This is a genomic window from Campylobacter sp. JMF_11 EL3 (assembly GCF_027736965.1).
Lineage (GTDB): Bacteria > Campylobacterota > Campylobacteria > Campylobacterales > Campylobacteraceae > Campylobacter_B.
The window spans coordinates 1-20,033 of the sequence record NZ_JAOVTJ010000001.1 but is presented as its reverse complement, the minus strand read 5'-3'; the positions used below and the strand labels follow the sequence as shown (position 1 = coordinate 20,033).

Annotated in this window: 23 protein-coding genes; 8 read left to right on the top strand and 15 right to left on the bottom strand. The window is 39.2% G+C overall.

The annotated features are described in order from the left end of the window. Positions 1 to 8: 8 nt before the first annotated feature. The 6 genes from OFN67_RS00115 to dnaJ all read right to left on the bottom strand — a co-directional run bounded on the left by OFN67_RS00115 (position 9) and on the right by dnaJ (position 5,137). Positions 9 to 764, bottom strand: a complete 756-nt coding sequence (locus tag OFN67_RS00115; protein ID WP_270866781.1) for a hypothetical protein — start codon at positions 762 to 764, stop codon at positions 9 to 11. A 137-nt stretch (positions 765 to 901) separates the two neighbouring features. Continuing rightward, the gene (locus OFN67_RS00110) at positions 902 to 1,189 is read right to left on the bottom strand and encodes a hypothetical protein (RefSeq protein WP_270873909.1); all 288 of its coding nucleotides are present in this window, start codon (positions 1,187 to 1,189) and stop codon (positions 902 to 904) included. Positions 1,190 to 1,229: 40 nt separating this feature from the next. After that, entirely contained in the window at positions 1,230 to 1,391 is a 162-nt protein-coding gene (locus OFN67_RS00105; RefSeq protein WP_270868406.1) for a FeoB-associated Cys-rich membrane protein, read from the bottom strand. A 1-nt stretch (position 1,392) separates the two neighbouring features. After that, positions 1,393 to 3,771: a ferrous iron transporter B gene (gene feoB / locus OFN67_RS00100; RefSeq protein WP_270868407.1), complete on the bottom strand. Its 2,379-nt coding sequence runs from the start codon at positions 3,769 to 3,771 to the stop codon at positions 1,393 to 1,395. Between the two features lie 24 nt (positions 3,772 to 3,795). Then, on the bottom strand, positions 3,796 to 4,023 hold the full coding sequence (locus tag OFN67_RS00095) for a FeoA family protein (protein WP_270859198.1): 228 nt from the start codon (positions 4,021 to 4,023) through the stop codon (positions 3,796 to 3,798). A gap of 19 nt (positions 4,024 to 4,042) precedes the next feature. Continuing rightward, the gene (dnaJ, locus tag OFN67_RS00090; protein WP_270868408.1) at positions 4,043 to 5,137 is read right to left on the bottom strand and encodes a molecular chaperone DnaJ; all 1,095 of its coding nucleotides are present in this window, start codon (positions 5,135 to 5,137) and stop codon (positions 4,043 to 4,045) included. Between the two features lie 115 nt (positions 5,138 to 5,252). Here dnaJ and OFN67_RS00085 point away from each other — a divergent pair, with 115 nt between their 5' ends. The 8 genes from OFN67_RS00085 to fldA all read left to right on the top strand — a co-directional run bounded on the left by OFN67_RS00085 (position 5,253) and on the right by fldA (position 12,977). Then, complete coding sequence (locus OFN67_RS00085; protein ID WP_270859200.1) at positions 5,253 to 5,924, top strand: response regulator transcription factor; 672 nt, start codon at positions 5,253 to 5,255, stop codon at positions 5,922 to 5,924. After that, positions 5,921 to 7,165 (top strand): ArsS family sensor histidine kinase, encoded by a 1,245-nt coding sequence (locus OFN67_RS00080; RefSeq protein WP_270859201.1) that lies wholly within the window; start codon positions 5,921 to 5,923, stop codon positions 7,163 to 7,165. The genes OFN67_RS00085 and OFN67_RS00080 overlap by 4 nt, the downstream gene beginning before the upstream one ends. Further along, positions 7,162 to 7,731 (top strand): recombination mediator RecR, encoded by a 570-nt coding sequence (gene recR, locus OFN67_RS00075; protein WP_270859202.1) that lies wholly within the window; start codon positions 7,162 to 7,164, stop codon positions 7,729 to 7,731. The genes OFN67_RS00080 and recR overlap by 4 nt, the downstream gene beginning before the upstream one ends. Before the next feature lie 17 nt (positions 7,732 to 7,748). After that, a complete protein-coding gene (gene murC / locus OFN67_RS00070) occupies positions 7,749 to 9,056 on the top strand; it encodes a UDP-N-acetylmuramate--L-alanine ligase (protein WP_270868409.1) in 1,308 nt (435 codons plus the stop codon). Between the two features lie 9 nt (positions 9,057 to 9,065). Then, positions 9,066 to 9,407 carry a hypothetical protein gene (locus OFN67_RS00065; RefSeq protein ID WP_270859204.1) on the top strand — a complete coding sequence of 114 codons (342 nt, stop codon included), beginning with the start codon at positions 9,066 to 9,068 and terminating at the stop codon, positions 9,405 to 9,407. Next, positions 9,404 to 11,614 (top strand): endonuclease MutS2, encoded by a 2,211-nt coding sequence (locus OFN67_RS00060; protein WP_270868410.1) that lies wholly within the window; start codon positions 9,404 to 9,406, stop codon positions 11,612 to 11,614. Before OFN67_RS00065 ends, OFN67_RS00060 begins: the two co-directional genes overlap by 4 nt. 121 nt (positions 11,615 to 11,735) lie before the next feature. Then, complete coding sequence (locus OFN67_RS00055; protein WP_270868411.1) at positions 11,736 to 12,482, top strand: hypothetical protein; 747 nt, start codon at positions 11,736 to 11,738, stop codon at positions 12,480 to 12,482. A gap of 3 nt (positions 12,483 to 12,485) precedes the next feature. Further along, entirely contained in the window at positions 12,486 to 12,977 is a 492-nt protein-coding gene (gene fldA, locus OFN67_RS00050) for a flavodoxin FldA (RefSeq protein WP_270868412.1), read from the top strand. Positions 12,978 to 13,117: 140 nt separating this feature from the next. Here the strand turns inward: fldA and OFN67_RS00045 are convergent, their stop codons facing one another. The 9 genes from OFN67_RS00045 to OFN67_RS00005 all read right to left on the bottom strand — a co-directional run bounded on the left by OFN67_RS00045 (position 13,118) and on the right by OFN67_RS00005 (position 19,679). Further along, positions 13,118 to 13,645: a hypothetical protein gene (locus OFN67_RS00045; RefSeq protein ID WP_270868413.1), complete on the bottom strand. Its 528-nt coding sequence runs from the start codon at positions 13,643 to 13,645 to the stop codon at positions 13,118 to 13,120. Between the two features lie 205 nt (positions 13,646 to 13,850). After that, complete coding sequence (gene fusA / locus OFN67_RS00040; RefSeq protein ID WP_270868414.1) at positions 13,851 to 15,926, bottom strand: elongation factor G; 2,076 nt, start codon at positions 15,924 to 15,926, stop codon at positions 13,851 to 13,853. Positions 15,927 to 15,935: 9 nt separating this feature from the next. Next, positions 15,936 to 16,406, bottom strand: a complete 471-nt coding sequence (gene rpsG, locus OFN67_RS00035) for a 30S ribosomal protein S7 (RefSeq protein ID WP_270859211.1) — start codon at positions 16,404 to 16,406, stop codon at positions 15,936 to 15,938. Positions 16,407 to 16,480: 74 nt separating this feature from the next. Continuing rightward, positions 16,481 to 16,855 (bottom strand): 30S ribosomal protein S12, encoded by a 375-nt coding sequence (gene rpsL / locus OFN67_RS00030; protein WP_270859212.1) that lies wholly within the window; start codon positions 16,853 to 16,855, stop codon positions 16,481 to 16,483. 351 nt (positions 16,856 to 17,206) lie between these two features. After that, entirely contained in the window at positions 17,207 to 18,631 is a 1,425-nt protein-coding gene (locus OFN67_RS00025; RefSeq protein ID WP_270868415.1) for an AIPR family protein, read from the bottom strand. Then, positions 18,594 to 19,013 carry a hypothetical protein gene (locus tag OFN67_RS00020; RefSeq protein WP_270868416.1) on the bottom strand — a complete coding sequence of 140 codons (420 nt, stop codon included), beginning with the start codon at positions 19,011 to 19,013 and terminating at the stop codon, positions 18,594 to 18,596. Before OFN67_RS00020 ends, OFN67_RS00025 begins: the two co-directional genes overlap by 38 nt. 102 nt (positions 19,014 to 19,115) lie before the next feature. Next, a complete protein-coding gene (locus OFN67_RS00015) occupies positions 19,116 to 19,244 on the bottom strand; it encodes a type II toxin-antitoxin system RelE family toxin (protein WP_270868417.1) in 129 nt (42 codons plus the stop codon). Next, complete coding sequence (locus tag OFN67_RS00010) at positions 19,208 to 19,390, bottom strand: type II toxin-antitoxin system RelE family toxin (protein WP_270868418.1); 183 nt, start codon at positions 19,388 to 19,390, stop codon at positions 19,208 to 19,210. The genes OFN67_RS00015 and OFN67_RS00010 overlap by 37 nt, the downstream gene beginning before the upstream one ends. 1 nt (position 19,391) lies before the next feature. After that, positions 19,392 to 19,679, bottom strand: coding sequence for a type II toxin-antitoxin system RelB/DinJ family antitoxin (locus tag OFN67_RS00005; protein ID WP_270868419.1), 288 nt, complete (start codon positions 19,677 to 19,679; stop codon positions 19,392 to 19,394). Positions 19,680 to 20,033: the final 354 nt, after the last annotated feature.

Sequence of the window (20,033 nt, the reverse complement as noted above, 5' to 3'; positions counted from 1 at the left end):
GTGCAAAATTAGAAAATTTTTATAGCTTCAATACCTTTTATATCTGTATCTAAATTTATATGAAAAAGTGAAAGAAAATATTCTTTTAACAAATCATGGTCTTTTTGATTAAAAAAGCAAATTGTTGCACCAGCGGTAACAAATCTTATATCGTCAATCCAACCTATATCAATTACAAATTTTTGCGAATATTTCCAAAAATTCGTAAGATTTTTATTAGATTTTCTATAAACAAACATACGAAATAAAATATCATATATGACCGCTAAAAATGAAACAAATATAAAAATAAAAATAATTTCTGCATCTAATGTAAATAAAAAAATTCCTATCAATATAAAGCCAAAAATATTTTTAAGCCTATTTATTTGATATAAAAACGATGAAAATTCTTTATTTCCCAACAAGCTGTAAATTTTGCGTATTTGTAAATCATTATCATAATATATTGCTTTCATGTCAGATGTTAGTGAGACATAGCGTTCTTTTGAATTTATAGTTATCATATAGGAGATAGTTAAAAATCCTACAAAAATAAAACATAAAATAAAAATTTTTTTTATCAATTCATCAAATTCGCCAAATTCAATATGACTTTGTATTGCCGAAATGAAAAGAAAAGCAATAAAGAAAAATATTAAATTTAAAACACCGTGTAATTTTATTCCTTTGCTATAATCACGCAAAATCAACGGCTCTTTATCGTAATCCCTCAAATTCTTATTTTTATTAAAAATATCGTTTTTAAAATTTCTGTTTTCCAAATTCAATCCTTTTTATAAAATCTCGGTCAGTATCTGTGATACTAAAATTTTTAAATTCACAAATTTAAACTTACTTCTGAATTTTGAAATTCAAGCAACTAGTAAAATTTAAATTTGCATTTTTAATCATCTCTCCCTCACTCACACTTCTTACTCTGTTCTGCGATTAAGCCAAGTTTTTTAAGTGTGAAATTTGATTTTAGTATGTGAGCTTGTAGCTCTGATTTTGCTTCTATGGTAGCAATTAGCGAGTTTATCGCTTCAATTTTATTACTAAAATTTCGCAATAACACGAAATTTGCGTTTTGGAATTTTAAAATCGTAGATTGCCACGAATTTTTGCTTCGCAAAAATTCTCGCAATGACAGATTTGGCAAAATTTGCGCTTTGATTACCGCGCAACGGCAAATCGGCGCAGGGTTCATAGGTTCGCGCCAAGCGCGCCTTGCAAAGGCAAAATCACCCTCACTCGTCTTTTTTGCACTCTTGCGGGTTGTTGCAGCCGCAGCCCTCGCATTTGTTGCAGGAATTTTTGTTTTTCACAAAGCTTCTTGCCGCCAAAAACAAAAGCCCGCCAAGCACCACTAAAACCGCGATTGTTCCGATATTTTGTGTTAAAGTTTGCATATCAAATTTTCTCTTTATAAGGTTTTGCTAGCATTAAAATCATCAGCGCAGCGCACGCGCACGCCACGAAAAGCCACACTCCCGCGCCTTGCGCGCCACTAAAAAATCTGCCGAATTGATAAATCATAAGCGCGACCGCGTAAGAAAACAGCGTCTGATACACAAGCGCAAACGCCGTCCAGCGCGCACTTCTCATCTCTTTTGCGATTGTCGCCATTGCCGCTATGCAAGGCGCGCAAAGCAGGTTAAAAGCCAAAAACGCATATCCGCTAAGCGTGTCAAGCCCCGAAAAATCGAGTATCCCAAAGACCGCCACAACCTCTTCTTTGGCTACTAAGCCCATAAGCGTAGCGATTGCAGATTTTGCGTCGCCAAAGCCCAGTGGCGCAAATATTGGCGCCACAAACGCGCCGATTTTACCGATAAAGCTATCGTTTAAATCAAGCTCTATGTCAAAGACAAAGCCCCCCTCGGCGAAGCCAAACCTCGATCCGCACCAAATCAGCACCGATGAGATGAAAATTATCGTTCCAGCATTTTTGATAAACGAGCTAACGCGCTCTTTGACGCTTCGGTAAATATTTTTGAGGGTTGGCATGTGATATGGCGGAAGCTCCAAGACAAAAGGCGCAGGTTTGCCCGCAAACATCGGCGTTTTTTTAAGCATTAGCCCTGAAATCACAATCGCGCAAATCCCCAGAAAATACGCACTAGGTGCCACCCACCACACTCCGCCAAAAAGCGCAGCGGAAATGAGCGCAATCATCGGCATTTTCGCCGAACACGGCATAAATGTGGTCGTCATAATGCCCATTTTGCGGTCTTTTTCGCTCTCGATTGTGCGCGTGGCTAGCACGCCAGGCACGCCACAGCCCGTGCCGATTAGCATAGGGATAAAGGACTTGCCGCTAAGCCCAAATTTGCGAAATGCGCGGTCTAAGACAAAAGCCACGCGCGTCATATATCCGCACGCCTCCAAAAACGCTAAAAAGATAAAAAGCACCGCCATTTGTGGCACGAAGCCAAGCACCGCTCCCACGCCACTAATAACGCCGTCGATGATGAGGCTTTTTAGCCACTGTGCGCAGTTTATGCGCTCCAAAAACTCGTCCATTACCACAGGCAGACCGCGTAGATACAGCCCATACTCGCTAGGATTTGGTAAAATTTGGGCCTCTAAATTCGCACTAGCTAGTGAAATTTGCTCTTTTAAATTTTCGTTTGAAATTTGCGAAATTTCACCGCTTAGTGCGTCAAAATTTTCGCTAAATGCGCCAAAATCGCCTTCATTGCAAGCAGTTTTGAGATTTTCTGAGGCTGCGCTAAATTCAGGATTTATCATATCTAGCGCGCCCACAAATTCGCTCGTGCAAATTTTGCTTTGCAAATGCTCGCTAAGCGCTTGCTCGTATTTTTCGCTACTTCCTACGAAAAATCCGTCGCCAAAAATCCCGTCATTTACGGTGTCCGTCATCAGCCCGCCCACGCCCGTAACCGAAGTGTAATACACGATAAACATAATCACCGCAAAAATCGGCAAAGCGAAAATTCTATGCGTCAAAACCTTGTCGATATTTTCGCTAGCATTGGCGACAAAATCTGTGTTTTTGATAAAACAGGCGTCTTTTACGCGCGCGATATAGTTGTATCGCTCGTTTGCGATAATCCCCACGCTATCGTCATCGAGCTCGGTTTCACAGGATTTGATTTTTTCCTCGATTAGGCCAAATTTGGCTTTTTCGATTTTTAGCTCTTTTAGCACGCTCTCATCGCGCTCGAAAATTTTAACCGCATACCACCTATCGCCCTTTTCGCCCTTTAAAACAGCGTCTTCGATATGCGCTAGCGCGTGTTCGGCTGGGCCACAAAAATCGTGTTTTGGGTGCGGGGCAGGGTTTTTGCTAGCCTCGATTGCTAGCTCCACGCATAAATTCGTGCCGATATTTTTAAGCGCAGAAATCTCCACACACGGCGCGCCAAGGGTTTTGCTAAGAAGTTTTAAATCAATTTTATCGCCTCTTTTGCGCAAAATATCGGTCATATTCACAGCGATTACCATTGGAATTTCAAGCTCCAAAAGTTGCGTGCTAAGGTATAAATTTCGCTCTAAATTCGTGCCGTCGATGATATTTAAAATCACATCTGGATTTTCGTGCAAAAGGTAGTTGCGCGCCACAATCTCTTCTGGCGTGTATGGCGAGAGCGAGTAAATGCCCGGCAAATCGGTGATTATGATATTTTCTTTGCCGATTAAACAGCCCTCTTTTTTCTCGACCGTTACGCCCGGCCAGTTGCCGACAAAGGCATTTGCGCCAGTTAGGGCGTTAAAAAATGTCGTTTTGCCGCAATTTGGATTTCCTACAAGTGCGATTTTTATCATTTTTACTCTTTAAATTTGCAAATTTTATAAATTTTCGACCTCTATCAATGACGCGTCGGCCTTGCGTAGCGAGAGCTCGTATCCTCTCACGCCTAGCTCCAAAGGATCGCCTAAGGGGGCTGCTTTTTTTAGCTTTATCTCAATGCCTTTTGTAATCCCCATATCCATAATACGGCGCCTAAGTGCGCCGTCTCCGTGGATTTTGACCACCTTGACACTTGCGCCGATTTTTACCTCGTTTAGCCTTTGCATAAATTCTCCATAAATTTCATTATTTAAAGAAATTTTTGATTTTGCTTAAAATTCCCTCGTCATTTTCGCCAAAGCTAGTTTGCAACTCGCGCAAAAGCTCGGTTTGTTTGTCGTTTAGTTTCTTTGGAGTTTGGACGCTGATTTGCACGATTAAATCGCCTTTTTGCTTCGTTCTGATATTTGGCGCACCCTCGCCATGGATTACAAATCTATCTTTGTCTTTGCTTCCTACTTTTAATTTTAACTCGGTCTTGCCATCAAGCGTCGGCACTTCGATACTCTCGCCCAAAATCGCTTGGGTGAAAAAGACAGGCACTTCGATATACAAATCATCGCCGTCGCGCTCGAAATGGCTATCAGCGCGCACTCTTACTAGCACATACACATCGCCGACCTCGCCTGTCTTAGAGACATTTCCTTTGCCCCCTAGGCGGATTCTTTGTCCATCATCAATTCCTGCTGGTATGTCAAATTTGACGCTGATTTCCTCCTCGATATATGCCTTGCCACCGCAATCTTTGCATTTTTCTTTTATGCTTTCGCCACTTCCACCGCACGCAGAACATGTCTGAATAAAACTCATATATCCGCGCCTTGCCATGATTCGCCCAGAACCACCGCATGTTTGGCAGGTGTGTTTTTTCTTGTCTTTTGAGCCGGTTGCGTCGCAGGTAGGGCATGGTTTTTTGATTTTGTATTTGACATCTTTATGCACACCGCGTAGAGCTTCTTTAAATTCCAAAGTAACGGCTAATTCTGTATCTATGCCATACGGATCAACGCTTCGTTTGGCTCTGCTACCGCCACCACCAAAGGCTTGCTCGAAAAAGTCACTAAACATCGAACCAAACCCAAAGGCATCTCCTGCGCTACCGCCACCGCCAAATCCGCCAGATAAGCCCTCTTTACCGTATCTATCATACATTTTGCGTTTTTCTTCATCGCCTAGGACTTGGTAAGCTTCGTTTATTTTCTTAAACTGCTCTTCGCTCTCTTTGTTACCTTGGTTGCGGTCTGGGTGGTGCTGCAAGGCTAGTTTGCGAAATGCCTTTTTTATCGTTTCAGCGTCCGCGTCGCGTGCCACGCCTAAAATATCATAATAATCTTCTTCCATTATCTCTCCTAAACTAAAAAGGCTCAATTTTATCTAAATTTGCTAAAATGCAAGTTAAGATTTAACTATTTTACAATATAATGCAAAATTTCAAAATTTTTATAAAGGACGCGTCATGGTAAATGTGCTTATGATCGAAGACGATAGCGAATTTGCTACTTTGCTAAGTGAATATTTGGCTAAATTTAATATCAATGTTACAAATTTCGAAGACCCATATATCGGACTAAGTGCCGGAATCAAAAACTATGATTTGCTAATTTTGGATTTAACTCTTCCTGGCATGGACGGACTGGAAGTATGCAAAGAAATCCGCGAAAAATACGATATTCCAATCATCATTAGCTCGGCCAGATCTGATGTCAGCGACAAGGTCGTGGGACTGCAAATCGGAGCAGATGATTATCTACCTAAACCTTACGATCCAAAGGAAATGCACGCGCGCATTATGAGCCTAATTCGCCGTTACAAAAAAACAATCGAAAAAGAAGAAACCGTCGCTGATAGCGTATTTCGCATAGATGAAAAACGCCATGAAATTTACTTTGGCGAAGAGGCACTCGTGCTAACTCCGGCTGAATATGAAATTTTAGAATATCTCATCAAACAACACAGCTTTTCTGTTTCTCGCGAGCAGCTAGTATATCACTGCAAGAGCCTAAAAGACAAAGACTCAAAGAGCCTTGATGTCATCATCGGTCGCCTTCGCACCAAAATCGGAGACAACTCAAAATCACCAAAACATATTTTTTCAGTTCGCGGAATCGGATATAAGCTCATCGGATGAAGCACTCTTTAATCACGAAAATTACGATATTTTTCGTAACTGCGATAATTTTGGTTTGCGTGCTGTTTATCACATTTGGGCGAATTCAAATGAACAAAGCCCTAGGTAGCATGCAAGCAAACCAAATCAACGCCGTAAATTACCTGCTAGAATCCTACAAACGAAACAACCCGCCACAAGATATCGAAAGCTATTTTTCAAATTTTGGCTTGGAGCTTGTCAAGGATAAAAATTTAGTCCAAAATGTCCTAATTTCAGGCAAAAAATACTTCGCGCAAGAAACTGCCATAGGCGAGATTAGCTCGATCGAGTATAACAACACTCTGTTTTTAAATATCAAAAACAACTCAATGGTCGTGGTTTTTGAGAGCATTGGCACCAAAAATTTAAACGATCCGCTCTGGGTGGGATTTTTGATTACTATTGTGGTTTTGTTTTCGCTGTATTTGTCAATTTTACGCAGTTTTGCGCCACTAAAAAAGCTTAGCAAAAACATAAAACAATTCTCACTTGGAAATTTGGAGATTGATTTAAAACAAATTCGCCGTGAGGACGAAATCGGCCAAGTAGCGCATGAATTTAACAACGCGATTATTAAAATTCAAGAGCTTATCCGCTCTCGACAGCTGTTTTTACGCACCATAATGCACGAGCTAAAAACCCCGATTGGCAAGGGCAGACTAATCACTGAAATGCTCGATGACGAGACGCAAAAGACGCGCCTTGTGGCTGTTTTTGAGCGGCTTGAAATTTTGATTAATGAATTTGCAAAAATCGAGCAACTTCTATCGAAAAGCTACACGCTAAATTACCAAAAATACCATTTCAGCCTGATTTTAGAGCAGGTTCGCGATATGTCAATGCTAGATAAATGGGATAGCCTTGTGGCTGAAAATATCGAAGATGACGCTATTATCAATGTCGATTTTGGGCTTTTTGCCTTGGCGATTAAAAATTTAATCGACAATGGCCTAAAATATTCGAGCGATCACCATGTCAGCGTGATTTGCGACGAAAATAAAATCAGTGTAGCCAACCACGGAGCCGCGCTTGAAAAATCCTTCGAGCACTACAAACAAGCCTTTATTCGCAACAAAAACGAAAAGGCCACTGGCATGGGGCTTGGGCTGTATATCATAGATAAAATTTGCGAACTTCACAAATTTAGCTTTACTTATAATTATTCAGATAATACACATTATTTTTCTATAATTTTCAACAATCCAGGCAGTAAAAAATGAGTGCAAATGATAAATTTGAAGAGCTAGTTGCTAGCTTCGAAAAGCTCCCGGGCGTGGGCAAAAAGTCGGCTTTGCGTTTTGCGTATTATGTCAGCGTACAAAACTCAACTTTGGGGCTAAATTTAGCTCACAATATCGAAGAAGCTGTGCGGGGACTGAAAAAATGCGAAATTTGCGGTGCGATTTGCGAGGACGAGATCTGCGAATACTGCGCCGATGAGGAGCGAGAGAGCGAGAAAATCGCCATTGTAGAGAGCCCGAAAGATATTTTTATCTTTGAGAGTAATAAAATTTTTAATGGCAAATATTTTGTCTTAGAAGACGCTAGCGAAGAAATCATCGACAAACTTCGCGCCATGATAATCCAAAATGGCGCAAATGAGCTGATTTTTGCGCTAACGCCTAGTATAAATTCAGACGGGATTATGCTCTATGTCGAGGATAAACTCTCTGATTTAAATTTGCGTTTTAGCAAGCTTGCCCAAGGCGTGCCAACTGGCGTAAGTTTGGATAATATAGACATGCTTTCGCTTATGAAGGCAATCAACGGGCGCACGAATATATAAATTTAAAAGGAAAAATAGTGAAAAAAGTTCATTTCATAGGCATTGGCGGTATAGGAATTAGCGCACTAGCTAGATTTTTGCAGGAGCGAAACTACACGATTTCAGGCTCTGATATTTCAGAAAGCCCCACTACGATAAAACTACGCGAAAGCGGTATGGATATCAACACCCCGCACAGCGCAGAGGCGATAAAAGACCAAGAGGTCGTGGTGTATTCAGCCGCTATCAAAGAGGATAATATCGAGCTAGTCGAAGCCAAAAGGCGCGGTATCAAATGCCTATCACGCAAAGAAGCCTTGCCTTATGTGCTAAAAGACAAGCATGTATTTGCCGTAGCAGGAGCGCATGGCAAAAGCACAACAAGCGCAATCGCTTCATCACTAATCGAGGGCTCAGTAATCATCGGCGCAATCAGCAAGCAGTTTGGCTCAAATATGAAATACGAAAACAGCGAAAATATCATTTTCGAAGCCGACGAGAGCGATTCTAGCTTTCTTAACTCCAACCCTTATGTCGCCGTGGTAACCAACGCCGAGCCAGAACACATGGATTATTATGATAATGATTTAGACAAATTTCACGCCGCATATCGCGGATTTTTAGAAAGGGCTAAAATTCGCGTTATCAACGCCGAGGACGAATTTTTAGGCTCGTTAAATTTAAGCGCGATCAAACTCTACCCTTCGCGCGATATTACGGATCTCAAAATGGTTTTACGCGATAATCAACCCTATCTTAGCTTCAATCTCAAAGAGCTTGGCAGATTCGAGGTTTTTGGGATTGGCGAGCATATCGCAATCGACGCATCGCTTGCGATTTTAGCCGCTGCGTGCGAGACAGGGCTAGAAAACATACGCCAAAATTTATTAAACTACAAAGGCATTAAAAAGCGTTTCGACATACTCTGCGCTAATCCAAATTTTGTCCTAATCGACGACTATGGTCATCACCCCACAGAGATCGCCGCTACGCTAAAAAGTGCGAAAGAATACGCCGCCTTGCTAGGCATTAGCAAGATTACGGCGATTTTTCAGCCACATAGATACAGCAGGTTAAAGGCAAATTTAGCCGGGTTTAAAGAGTGCTTTGGCGAGGGTGTGGATTTGGTGATTTTGCCTGTGTATGCAGCCGGCGAGAACCCGAACGGAGTGGATTTAAAAGAAGAGTTTAAAGCTCTTAATCCGCTTTTTGCCGAGAGAGTATTTAGAAACGGCGAAAAGATCGAATTCAGCGATATTTTTGGCGTGCGCCATATCATCAATGACGGCCTAGTAATCGGCTTTGGCGCAGGTGATATCACATATCAGTTGCGTGGAGAATTTTAAGGAAAAGTTGTGCGATTTTTGATTTTTATTTTTGCTTTTTTATTCATAGTGGCGATTTTTTTCGTGGATAATAAAATTTTAAATGCAAAATTTAAAATTTTGCTTACTGCAATTATTTTATGCGTGGGAGGTAGCGCATATTTTTACGAAAATTTTAGCGCAAATTTTGCTAAAAATTCCCAGCAAATCGTAAATGCCTTTAACGCTGGAAAAAGCGTGAAATGCCGTGGCGAGAGCGTGGAGAGCGCGCATTTTACCTACTCGTTTTCGCTAAATTCCTTCATCGCCAAAAAAGACGCCCCACACCCATACAACGGCAAAATTTACGAGATTAAAGAGTGCGAATTATGAACATAGACGAGCTGTTTAAAAAACTCGATTTAAGCGAGTATTTGGCGAAATTTAACTCATATTTGGCGCGCGAAAAACCACTATTTTTGCACGGCGATAGCAAGATAAATTTCGAAAAAATAAATGAATTCGCCAAATTTGACATAAATCCTTGCGAAACTATCGCAAATCTCGATGACGCGCTAATGCGCCTTGGCAAACACGCCGTGCTTCACATAAGCGAAATTTACGAATTTAGCAAGATTATCCGATATTTTTTGTATCTAAAAAGACAAAACTTCGAAGGAAAACTGCGCGCATACCTCGATAAAATCGAAATTCCAGATAGCATAAAAGCCATAAAAGACTATTTTGACGAAAACGGCGCCTTCAAAGACAGCGTCGATGAGCGTTTCATCGCGCTAAATGAGGCATACAAAATCAAGCGCGAAGAGATTAATCAAACCCTAAAAAAGCTAATCTATACAAAATCCATTTCGCCCTACCTAGCCGACACGCAGATTCACTATATCAACGACAGCGAGACGCTTTTGGTGCGTGGCGGATTTAACCACGCGCTAAAAGGCGCAGTGCTAGCACGCTCAGCAAACGGGTATTTTTATGTCGCACCCGATGCTGTAACCGCGCTCAAATCAGCTCAAAGTGCGATTTTGGACAAAAAAGAAGAAATCATTTTCGAGCATTGTAAAACGATTAGTTCAAATTTCACCAAAAATTTGCTCTTTTTGAAATTTATAAACTCGGCTTTCGATGAAATCGACGGACTTATCGCAAGAGCGCAAATGATGAGAGTCAATGACTATGAAATCGTGCTAGCTGATAGTTCAAAAGATATAGTAATTAGCGAATTTGCACACCCTGCGCTAAAAAATCCTAAAAAAATCAGCGTGGAATTTAGGGGAAAAATTTTGCTGATTACTGGCGTAAATGCCGGCGGAAAGTCAATGCTTTTAAAAAGCATAATGAGTGCGTGCCTGCTAGGCAAATACCTGCTTCCTATGCGAATTTGCGCCCAAAAGAGCAAGATTGGCTCGTTTAAGGAATTTGAGCTAATCATGGAAGATCCGCAAAATGCCAAAAACGATATCTCCACATTTGCTGGGCGTATGGTCGCATTTAGCAAGCTTTTTGGGCGCAAGGAGATGATTGTAGGTGTCGATGAAATCGAGCTTGGCACCGATTTCGAGGAGGCTGCGAGCCTGTATAGCGCGATGATAGAGCGCCTCATGCAAAACGATATCAAAATGATCATCACCACCCACCACAAACGCCTCGCAATGCTTTTGGCAAAAGACGCCAATGTCGAGCTAATCGCCGCGCTGTATGATGAGAAAAACAGCGTCCCAAAATACGAGTTTTTAAAGGGAATTATCGGCAAATCATACGCTTTTGAGACGGCACTTCGATATGGTATAGCGCAAAATTTAGTCGCAGCCGCGCGCCAAAATTACGGCGAAAATAAAGAGAATTTAAACGAAGCAATCTCAAAAGCGATAAATTTAGAGCTAGAATTAAAGCAAAAACTAATCGCCACCGAGCAAAAAGAACGCAAACTAGACGCCCTTACTGCCACGCTAAAAGAGCAAAAAGAAAACGCGCAAAACGAGCTAGCCGCCACGATTTCTAGGCTAGAAAACGAGTATTACCACGCTATAAACGAGGCCAAACGCACTATCAGGCTAAACGATACCAAAGAAAAGCAACGCGCTATAAACCACGCAAACGAGCTAGTTAAGGCGATTTCTAAACCGGAATTTAGTGCCAGCGAGCCTGTGGATTTCAAGGTCGGCGATCGCGTAAAATACGGTAAAATTAAGGGCGAAATCGTAAGCCTAAACAAAACTATGGCGATGATTGAAAGCGACGGAATAAGGCTTCGTGTGCCACGCGATATGCTAAAACTAAGCGGAAATCAGCCAGCCCCAGCGCCAAATAAAATCAGCATAAAGGTCGAAAAACCGCGCGAAGCCTCGCTCGTGCTAGATTTGCACGGACTGCGCGCCGATGAGGCGATAACGCGCCTTGATAAATTCATCAGCCAAAGCCTTGTAATGGGCTTTGACGAGGTTATCGTAAAGCATGGAATCGGCACTGGCAAACTAGCCTACGCCGTAAAAGAGTTTCTCAAATCCCACCCAAGCGTGAAAGATTTCCGCGACGGAGCCCCGAACGAAGGGGGTTTTGGAAGCAAGGTCGTCAAACTCTAAAATTTGCGTGAAATTTCAAAATTTAGTGTGAAATTTTTGCTTTTATGATATTTGGTATCAGTTAAATTTAATCTACAATCCACTATAATAATATCAAATATCAAAATATAAAAGGTTAGCGATGAAAAATTTCACACCAAATAGCGAAATTTTCGGCTTTGCTGGAAACAAAGATTTCGTGCCAGATATTTTTAAGCCGTTTTGCAAAGAGCAGGTTTGCCAAATTTTTTTGACGCTGTATAACGCAAATCTTGGTAGTGCTTATCAAATCCCGCATAAATTTAGCCGTAATTGCACCAAAATTCGCCAAATTTTTGATAAATTTATCAAATTTTCACTCGCCAAAAACAGCCTAAATTTCAAAAAAACAACCAAATTTTGCCTTACTTCAAATTTAATCATTTACTCATTTTTACAGGGCAAAAAGGCTCCACTTTGCGCGAGTTTGCCAAAACTCAAAGTCGCCAAAATCATCGCCCTACTCCAAAACAACGGCGAATTTGGCATTAATTTCGACGCTTCAAGCGGTTTTAAAAATTTCGTGTTTGACAAAATTTCATACAAAAACAAAAACTGCCAAATCTCGCTAAATGGCGAGGTTATCGTCATACAAAGGGGTGAATTTCGCCTTGGAATTTTGCCATTTTTTAGGCAGGTTGGCGACACAAACGGCGCAGGTATTCAAAGCGACATCGCCCTTGCAATCTCGCAAAATTCGCACCTAAATCTAGACACGCTATATCTAGTCTATCCTAGAAGCGAGCATTTTCGCCGTCATATCGAGGTCAAATCCCACTCTTTCGCGCCGGATTTCACTCTCAAACTCGTCCCTTACAGCATAAATAATAAAATTTTTTTGAAAGGATAAAACATGGTAGGAATTATTTTTGGTAGCTCTATGGGCAACACAGAGGACGCTGCAAAGGCGATTTCAGCGCAACTTGGCATTGAAAACGAGGTCATAAATGTCGCCGACATCGCCCCTAGCGAGCTTGACAAATACAGCTCGCTCATCGTAGGAAGCTCGACTTGGAACGACGGCGAGTTGCAGGACGATTGGGCGAGCTTCGATTTTAGCGCTCTTGAAGTTACGGGCAAAACCGTGGCGATCTTTGGCATGGGCGATAGCGCTAGCTACTCGGACGCCTACTGCAACGCAATGGCGGAATTATACGAAAATTTCGTCGCAAAAGGCGCCGTAATCGTGGGTGCGGTGAGCACTGAGGGGTATGAGTTTGACGCTAGCAACGCTGTCAAAGAGGGCAAATTCGTGGGCCTTGCCCTAGATAACGACAACCAAAGCGATTTGACGGATTCTAGAATTAGCGCGTGGGTGGAGCAAATAAAGCCAAATTTGGCGTAAATTTATCTGGTTTGTGGGATACTGCGCCGCGAAATTTTAAAATTTTGCGCGCCTTTTTAAATACTGCGCCGCGAAATTTAGTGGCGCAATTTTAACCAAAGTGGCGAAATCTCGCCACTTTTAGCTTTAAATTTTAAAATTTATTTTGTGTAAAATCCCAAAATTTCGCAAATGTAAATTCTATGAAAATCCTTGTTAGAGTACCACATTTCAGGCTCTTGCGAGCTTACGAAATTCTCTTCTTTAAAATACGAAGTGTAGAGTTTTTTGCATTTTAATATCAAATTTGCCTCTTCAAAACCGATTAAATCCCGCTCTAACAAAACCGAATTTAGCCCGCAATTTGCAGCCTTGTCCTCGTCTTTTCCACTGATTTTGCCACAATATGCCAGAGCCTTTTTGTGTCCAGGCTCAAAAAACGAAAGGCTCATAAGCTCGCCTTTTTCGCTGAATTTGAAGGTGTGGCGTTGCGGGCGGATGTAAATGTGCGCCACTGGCTTTTCCCAAAGATAGCCAAAACCGCCCCATGAAGCGGTCATTGTGTTATACTGCGGATATTTTTCGCTAGTGCCACTACTAACTAGCATCCACTCTTTTCCTACGCTACTAAACGGCTTTAAAACGCTATCTAGGGCTTTTATATCTGGCTCGTTAAATTTAAAACTCATAAAATTTCCTTTTTTTAAAATTCGCCGAATTTTACCTGTTTTTTGTTTAAATTTGCAAATTTCACGCAGTATTATCATTGCAAGGAGCAAAGCAACGAAGTCAATCTACGAGTTTAAAATTTCAAAGGGTAAATTTCCAGAAATAAAAAAAAGGGATTTGGCAAATTCGCCAAATCCCTGTGTGAAGTATCAAACGGGCTAAATTTTAGCCGTTGCGTTTTTTGATAATCTCTTCGCTTACATTTTTTGGAACTTCATCGTAGTGGTCAAATTCCATTGAGTAAGTAGCTCTACCTTGTGTTTGAGAACGAAGGTCAGTAGAGTAACCAAACATCTCTGAAAGTGGGCAGAAAGCGTCGATGATTTTATTTCCACCGCGTTCGCCCATGTTATTTACTTGGCCGCGGCGTTTGTTTAGATCGCCGATTACATCGCCCATATACTCCTCAGGAGTTTCTACTTCGACTTTCATCATAGGCTCTAAGATAACTGCGCCAGCTTTGCGTGCGCCCTCTTTAAAGCCCATTGAAGCGGCTAGTTTAAACGCCATTTCAGAGCTATCGACTTCGTGGTAGCTTCCGTCAAATACTGTAACTTTGACATCTTCGACAGGGTATCCAGCCAAAACACCACTTTGCATAGCTTCTTGGCAACCTTTATCGACAGCTGGGATATATTCTTTTGGAATCGCACCACCTTTGATATCATTAACAAACTCATATCCGCTACCTGGCTCTAATGGCTCTAAGCGCAAATATACATGGCCGTATTGACCGCGACCGCCTGATTGTTTAGCATATTTGTATTCTTGCTCGACAGATTTGCGGATAGTCTCGCGGTAAGCAACTTGTGGTTGGCCAACCTCTGCATCGACTTTAAATTCGCGAAGCATACGATCGACAATGATTTCAAGGTGAAGCTCACCCATACCGCTAATGATTGTTTGACCGCTCTCTTCGTCAGTTGCTACACGGAAGCTTGGATCTTCTTGTGCAAGTTTTTGAAGTGCGATACCCATTTTCTCTTGGTCTGCTTTTGTTTTTGGCTCAACTGCGACGCTGATAACTGGATCTGGGAATTCCATACGCTCTAAGATAACTTTGTCTTTTTCGCTAGCTAGTGTATCACCAGTAAGTGTATCTTTTAGGCCGACAATCGCGCCGATTTCGCCAGCGTAAAGCTCTTTGACTTCCTCGCGTTTGTTTGAGTGCATTCTAAGCAAACGACCGATACGCTCTTTTTTGTTTTTACCAGAGTTGATTACATAGCTTCCGCTCTCTAACATACCGCGGTAAATTCTAACGAAAGTTAGCTGGCCGACAAATGGGTCAGTCATAATCTTAAATCCAAGACCTGCGAATTCGCCGTCGTCAGTAGATAGAACTTCTGCTTCGCTTCCGTCCTCATAAACGCCTTTGATAGCTGGAACTTCGTTTGGAGCTGGTAGATAGGCTACGACAGCGTCAAGTAGTGGTTGAACACCTTTGTTTTTGAAAGCTGTTCCGCACATCATAGGGAAAAATGCTAGGCTTAGGCAGCCTTTTTTGATACCAGCTTTAATCTCTGCCTCGCTTAGCTCTTCGCCTGCGAAATATTTTTCCATTAAAGCTTCATCAGTCTCAGCAACTGCTTCGATCATTTTGTCGCGATATTCTTGTGCTTTTTCTTTTAATTCAGCTGGAATTTCGCCTACTTCTGGTGCGCTTGGACCTTTTGCATCGTCCCAAGTAAGGGCTTTCATAGTGATTAAATCAACTACGCCTTTGAAGTTGTCTTCTGCGCCGATTGGAATTTGAATCGGAACTGGTGTAGCTTTTAATCTATCGCGGACTTGCTGCTCGACATTGAAGAAATTTGCGCCTACGCGGTCCATTTTATTTACGAAAATAATTCTTGGAACTTGGTATTTGTTCGCTTGTCTCCAAACAGTCTCACTTTGTGGTTGCACGCCACCGACTGAACAAAATACAGAAACAGCGCCGTCTAGAACACGCATAGAGCGTTCAACTTCGATAGTAAAATCAACGTGTCCCGGGGTGTCGATTAGATTGATTTGGTGATCGTTCCAAAAGCAAGTAGTCGCAGCAGAAGTAATAGTAATACCTCTTTCTCTCTCTTGCTCCATCCAGTCCATAGTAGCAGCACCCTCATGCACCTCGCCGATTTTGTGGCTCATACCTGTGAAAAATAGAATTCTTTCGCTTGTTGTAGTTTTACCAGCGTCGATATGAGCGGCAATTCCGATATTTCTAACACGATTAAGTGGAGTTTTTCTTGCCATAGTTTTCTCCTACCAGCGATAGTGAGCAAATGCTTTATTAGCTTCTGCCATTTTGTAAGTATCTTCTTTTTTCTTAAATGAAGAACCTTTTGAATTCGCTGCATCAAGTAGCTCGTAAGCTAATCGCTCGATCATAGTTCTTTCGCTTCTTTTTCTAGCAAAAGTGATTATCCAGCGGATTGCCAAAGCTTGTTGGCGAGCTGGGCGAACTTCGATTGGAACTTGATAAGTTGCACCACCCACGCGGCGAGATTTAACTTCCATAAGTGGTTTTACATTTTCGATAGCGTCGTTAAAAACATCGATACCTTTGGCTTCGCCGCCTTTTTTGTCGATCAAATCAAGCGCACCATACATAATCTCAGTTGCAACGCTTTTTTTGCCGTCATACATAAGTGAATTAATAAATTTAGTGATTACTTTGTTGCCATAAATTGGGTCAGGCATAACTTCCCTTACGGGAGCTTTTCTTCTTCTCATTTTATTATTCCTTCAAATTTGAAAATTTTACTCAAATTTAACCAAAACTAAGGGTTAAATCTGTCTTAGCTAAACTATTTTTTAGGGCGTTTAGCACCGTATTTAGATCTAGAAACTGTTCTTTTTGCGACACCTGCGGTATCAAGCGCACCACGAACAATGTGATATTTAACACCCGGTAAGTCTTTTACACGACCGCCGCGAACTAGAACAATGCTGTGTTCTTGTAGGTTATGACCTTCACCGCCGATATAGCTGATGACTTCAAAACCGCTTGTTAGCCTTACTTTGGCAACTTTTCTCAAAGCTGAGTTTGGTTTTTTAGGAGTTGTTGTATAAACTCTGGTGCAAACTCCGCGTCTTTGAGGACACTCTTTTAGCGCAGGTGATTTTGACTTTACAGTCACTTTTTTGCGCTCTTTTCTGACCAATTGATTTATGGTTGGCACAGTAAATTCCTTTCATCAAAAAATTTATTAAATAAAAAAGAGATTGATTTTACAAAAAAATTACTTAAACTACTATGAATTTATGCTTTTTCTAAGAAATGTAGATATTTTACTTATTAAATTTAAATGTAGGGTGGGCGTTTCGCCCACCATTAAGGTTGCCAAATTTTTCGGTGGGCAAGGATGCCCCACCCTACTCATTTTAAATATGGTTAAATATAAGAAAAATTTGCCTTATATTTATTTTTAATTTTTTTAAAAAATTAATATCAAAGCAGAACTTCTTGATTGTGTATATTATACACAATCAAAAATGGAAAATTTAAAAAATATTTATTTATTTAAAAAATTTCATTTTTCTATTTTCGGAAATCTTTTACCAAACCTTTCGCCAGTCGATATAACTTTTTCTAAAACATCTATTTTTATTGCAGTTTTTATCATATTATTATATTCAATGCCTGCTTTGCGACATTCTTCTTTGTATTCGCTTGTTATTGAAGCTAAACAATCATAAGCTATATTAATTATTTCTACATCCTGTTCAAAAAAATCTTTATATGAAACACTTTGCTTTGAAAGAAAATAATTTAAAAATCCTATTACATAATACGGTATAGGTGTTTTTTCTAAACCATTTTGTTTTTGATCAAATTCGGCTTTTTTATAAAATAAGTATAATTTAATCATATTATCAATAGATAAATCGCTATCAATATTAATAGAATATTTATTATAAATTTCGCTACTTTGTTTTAAAATTTCTGGCTTATATACATACGCTTTGTATCCATCTTCTCGCAAAGCAAGATAAACTTGTAATAATTTTTCTAAATCAATTGATAAATCTGCAAATTTAAAATTTATATAACCTACTTCATCTGCATATTTTTTAGCTTTATTTATTAATTTATCTTTGTTGTTCTTTAAAAAATCTTTGTATTTTATTTTATCACTTGGTTTAACAAGCAGAACAAATCCTCGTTTTTTAAATTCGTCCTGTAATCTATAAAATTTATCATGATTTGTGGCAAAAGCTTTATCGGAAACTGCATTTTGTCTATTTGTATATCTAACAACATTTTTAGCAAAATTATTATTTACTTCATCTTCCAAATTAGGTATAACCAATGCTTTAACCATAATGTAAGTTGATGAAAATTCATTTTCTATTTCTTCTTCATTATAATTATCTAATACTTGCACTATTGAATTTACCGTTTGACACCCATTAACAATTTGCGGTTGGATTAATGGCAAAATTCTTTTAGATTTTTCCATTTTATCAGTTTTTATTTCCGAACAAGTTATAGTTATTCCATTATTGTAATATAAAAAATTTTTTCTTTCTTCTGGATCTTGAAGTGTGCGTATAATTCCATTATTAACGGATGTTTTTGAACCTACGCCTAAATATTCTCTAATATTTTCTTCAAATAATGGATAATCGCCAGCTTCTTTATACATTTTATAAATTTCTGTAATAGGGGCTATAATATAATATGGTTCACATATACCATTTCCTATACCATATTCTTCTTTTAATGCGGCAAAAGTGCCTTTATTGAATGTTTTTAAATTATAAGTAAATTTTGTATTGTTTTTATAATTTTTTCCATAGTAAAGATCATAAATATCACTTATAGTATGATATTTTGCATTTATGTGAGCTTTTATTTTTGGGTGAGTAGTAATATTAAAACTATCAATATTCTTTTGGCTATCAGTATTTTTCTTATCATTTGCAGCGTTGAAATGCAAGAAAATTTTTTGCATCTTCATCATCAACGATAGAATTGAATGCTTCTTGCAATTCTTTTGATTTATATTTTCCGTCTAACAATTGTGTTAAAGGGGTAATAAGAAAATCAGAAACATCATTTCGCTTAATTGGATCATTTTTTGCATAATATTTATTTTGAACAATATATAACTCTTTATTATTTTTATAAAAAACAAAACAATCAATATTTTTATCATTTCCTTCTGTTATATTAGAGCCAACCAGCTCTTCATCCATTGAATATATTCTAGATAAAATCCAATAATTAAATGCGTATGCTTCATCATTAATTCTTGGATCTTTATCTTTAAAATTGTCTTGCAATATACATATATCTTCTTTAATTTGTTCCAAAAAATTATCAATTTTATCCATAAAAAATTCCTTTCAAATTCTTATTACCATTATTCTAACAAATTTAATCTTTAAAATCACAAATTTAACATACTATACATAAGTCAATTTATCGATACAAATTTACTTATACGCATTTTCTCTTGTTGTGATTTCGATAACTTCGATTATCAGTATATCATCGTGCTTTTCGCCGATTACTCGGTAATGAATTCCTACATACCATTTCCAGCGATTTTCGTATCCTTCCATTTTGCCACAGTTTTCAACGCAAATGGATTTTCTATTTTTTCAAGCTCTTCCAAAAATATCACAATTCGCTCTGCACTTTTTTTATCGCCAATTTTAATTTTTGTAAGTTGTTTGTCTGCTTTTTTTACAAGTCTGATTTTATACATTTTATTCACCAAACATTTGAGCTCTAACTTCTGCTCTTAATGCTTCTTGCTCCGATATTGGCATTTTTTGAATTTCGGCTCTTATTTCTTTGATACTCGGGGCTTCATCTAGCGAATAGCCATCTTGTTTCTCTTTCAAAACCTTAAACGGCAAACCGCCTACTTTTAAGGCTTGTTTTAAAAATATTCTAAGAGCCGTCGTGGTATCAAGTCCCAAATCAGCAAACAACTCATCTGCTTGTTTTTTTAATTTTTCATCTACTCTTAATTGTATTAAACTTGTAGCCATTTTAAATCCTTTTGTATGAAATTTGATTGATTTTATATTATATCATATTTTTAATTTATACAAATAAGAAATGTCAAAATAAATTATAAATTCAGTCTTTAACAATCGCAAAGCGTCCGCCGCCAGTGGCTAAAAGACAAAGCGAAATTCCGATATAAAGATATAGAATTTCGGCTACAAAAACCGCCACATTGGATTACCACGCCCATTGCATAGCTCCTTACAATAACAAAATATGTGAAATTTTAAAATTCAAATTTCAAGCTACGGGCTAAATTTAAAATTTAACCCATAGCTTAAATTTGGAAATTTGAGAATTTTGCAGAATTTATAAATTCTAAATTCTTATTCGCT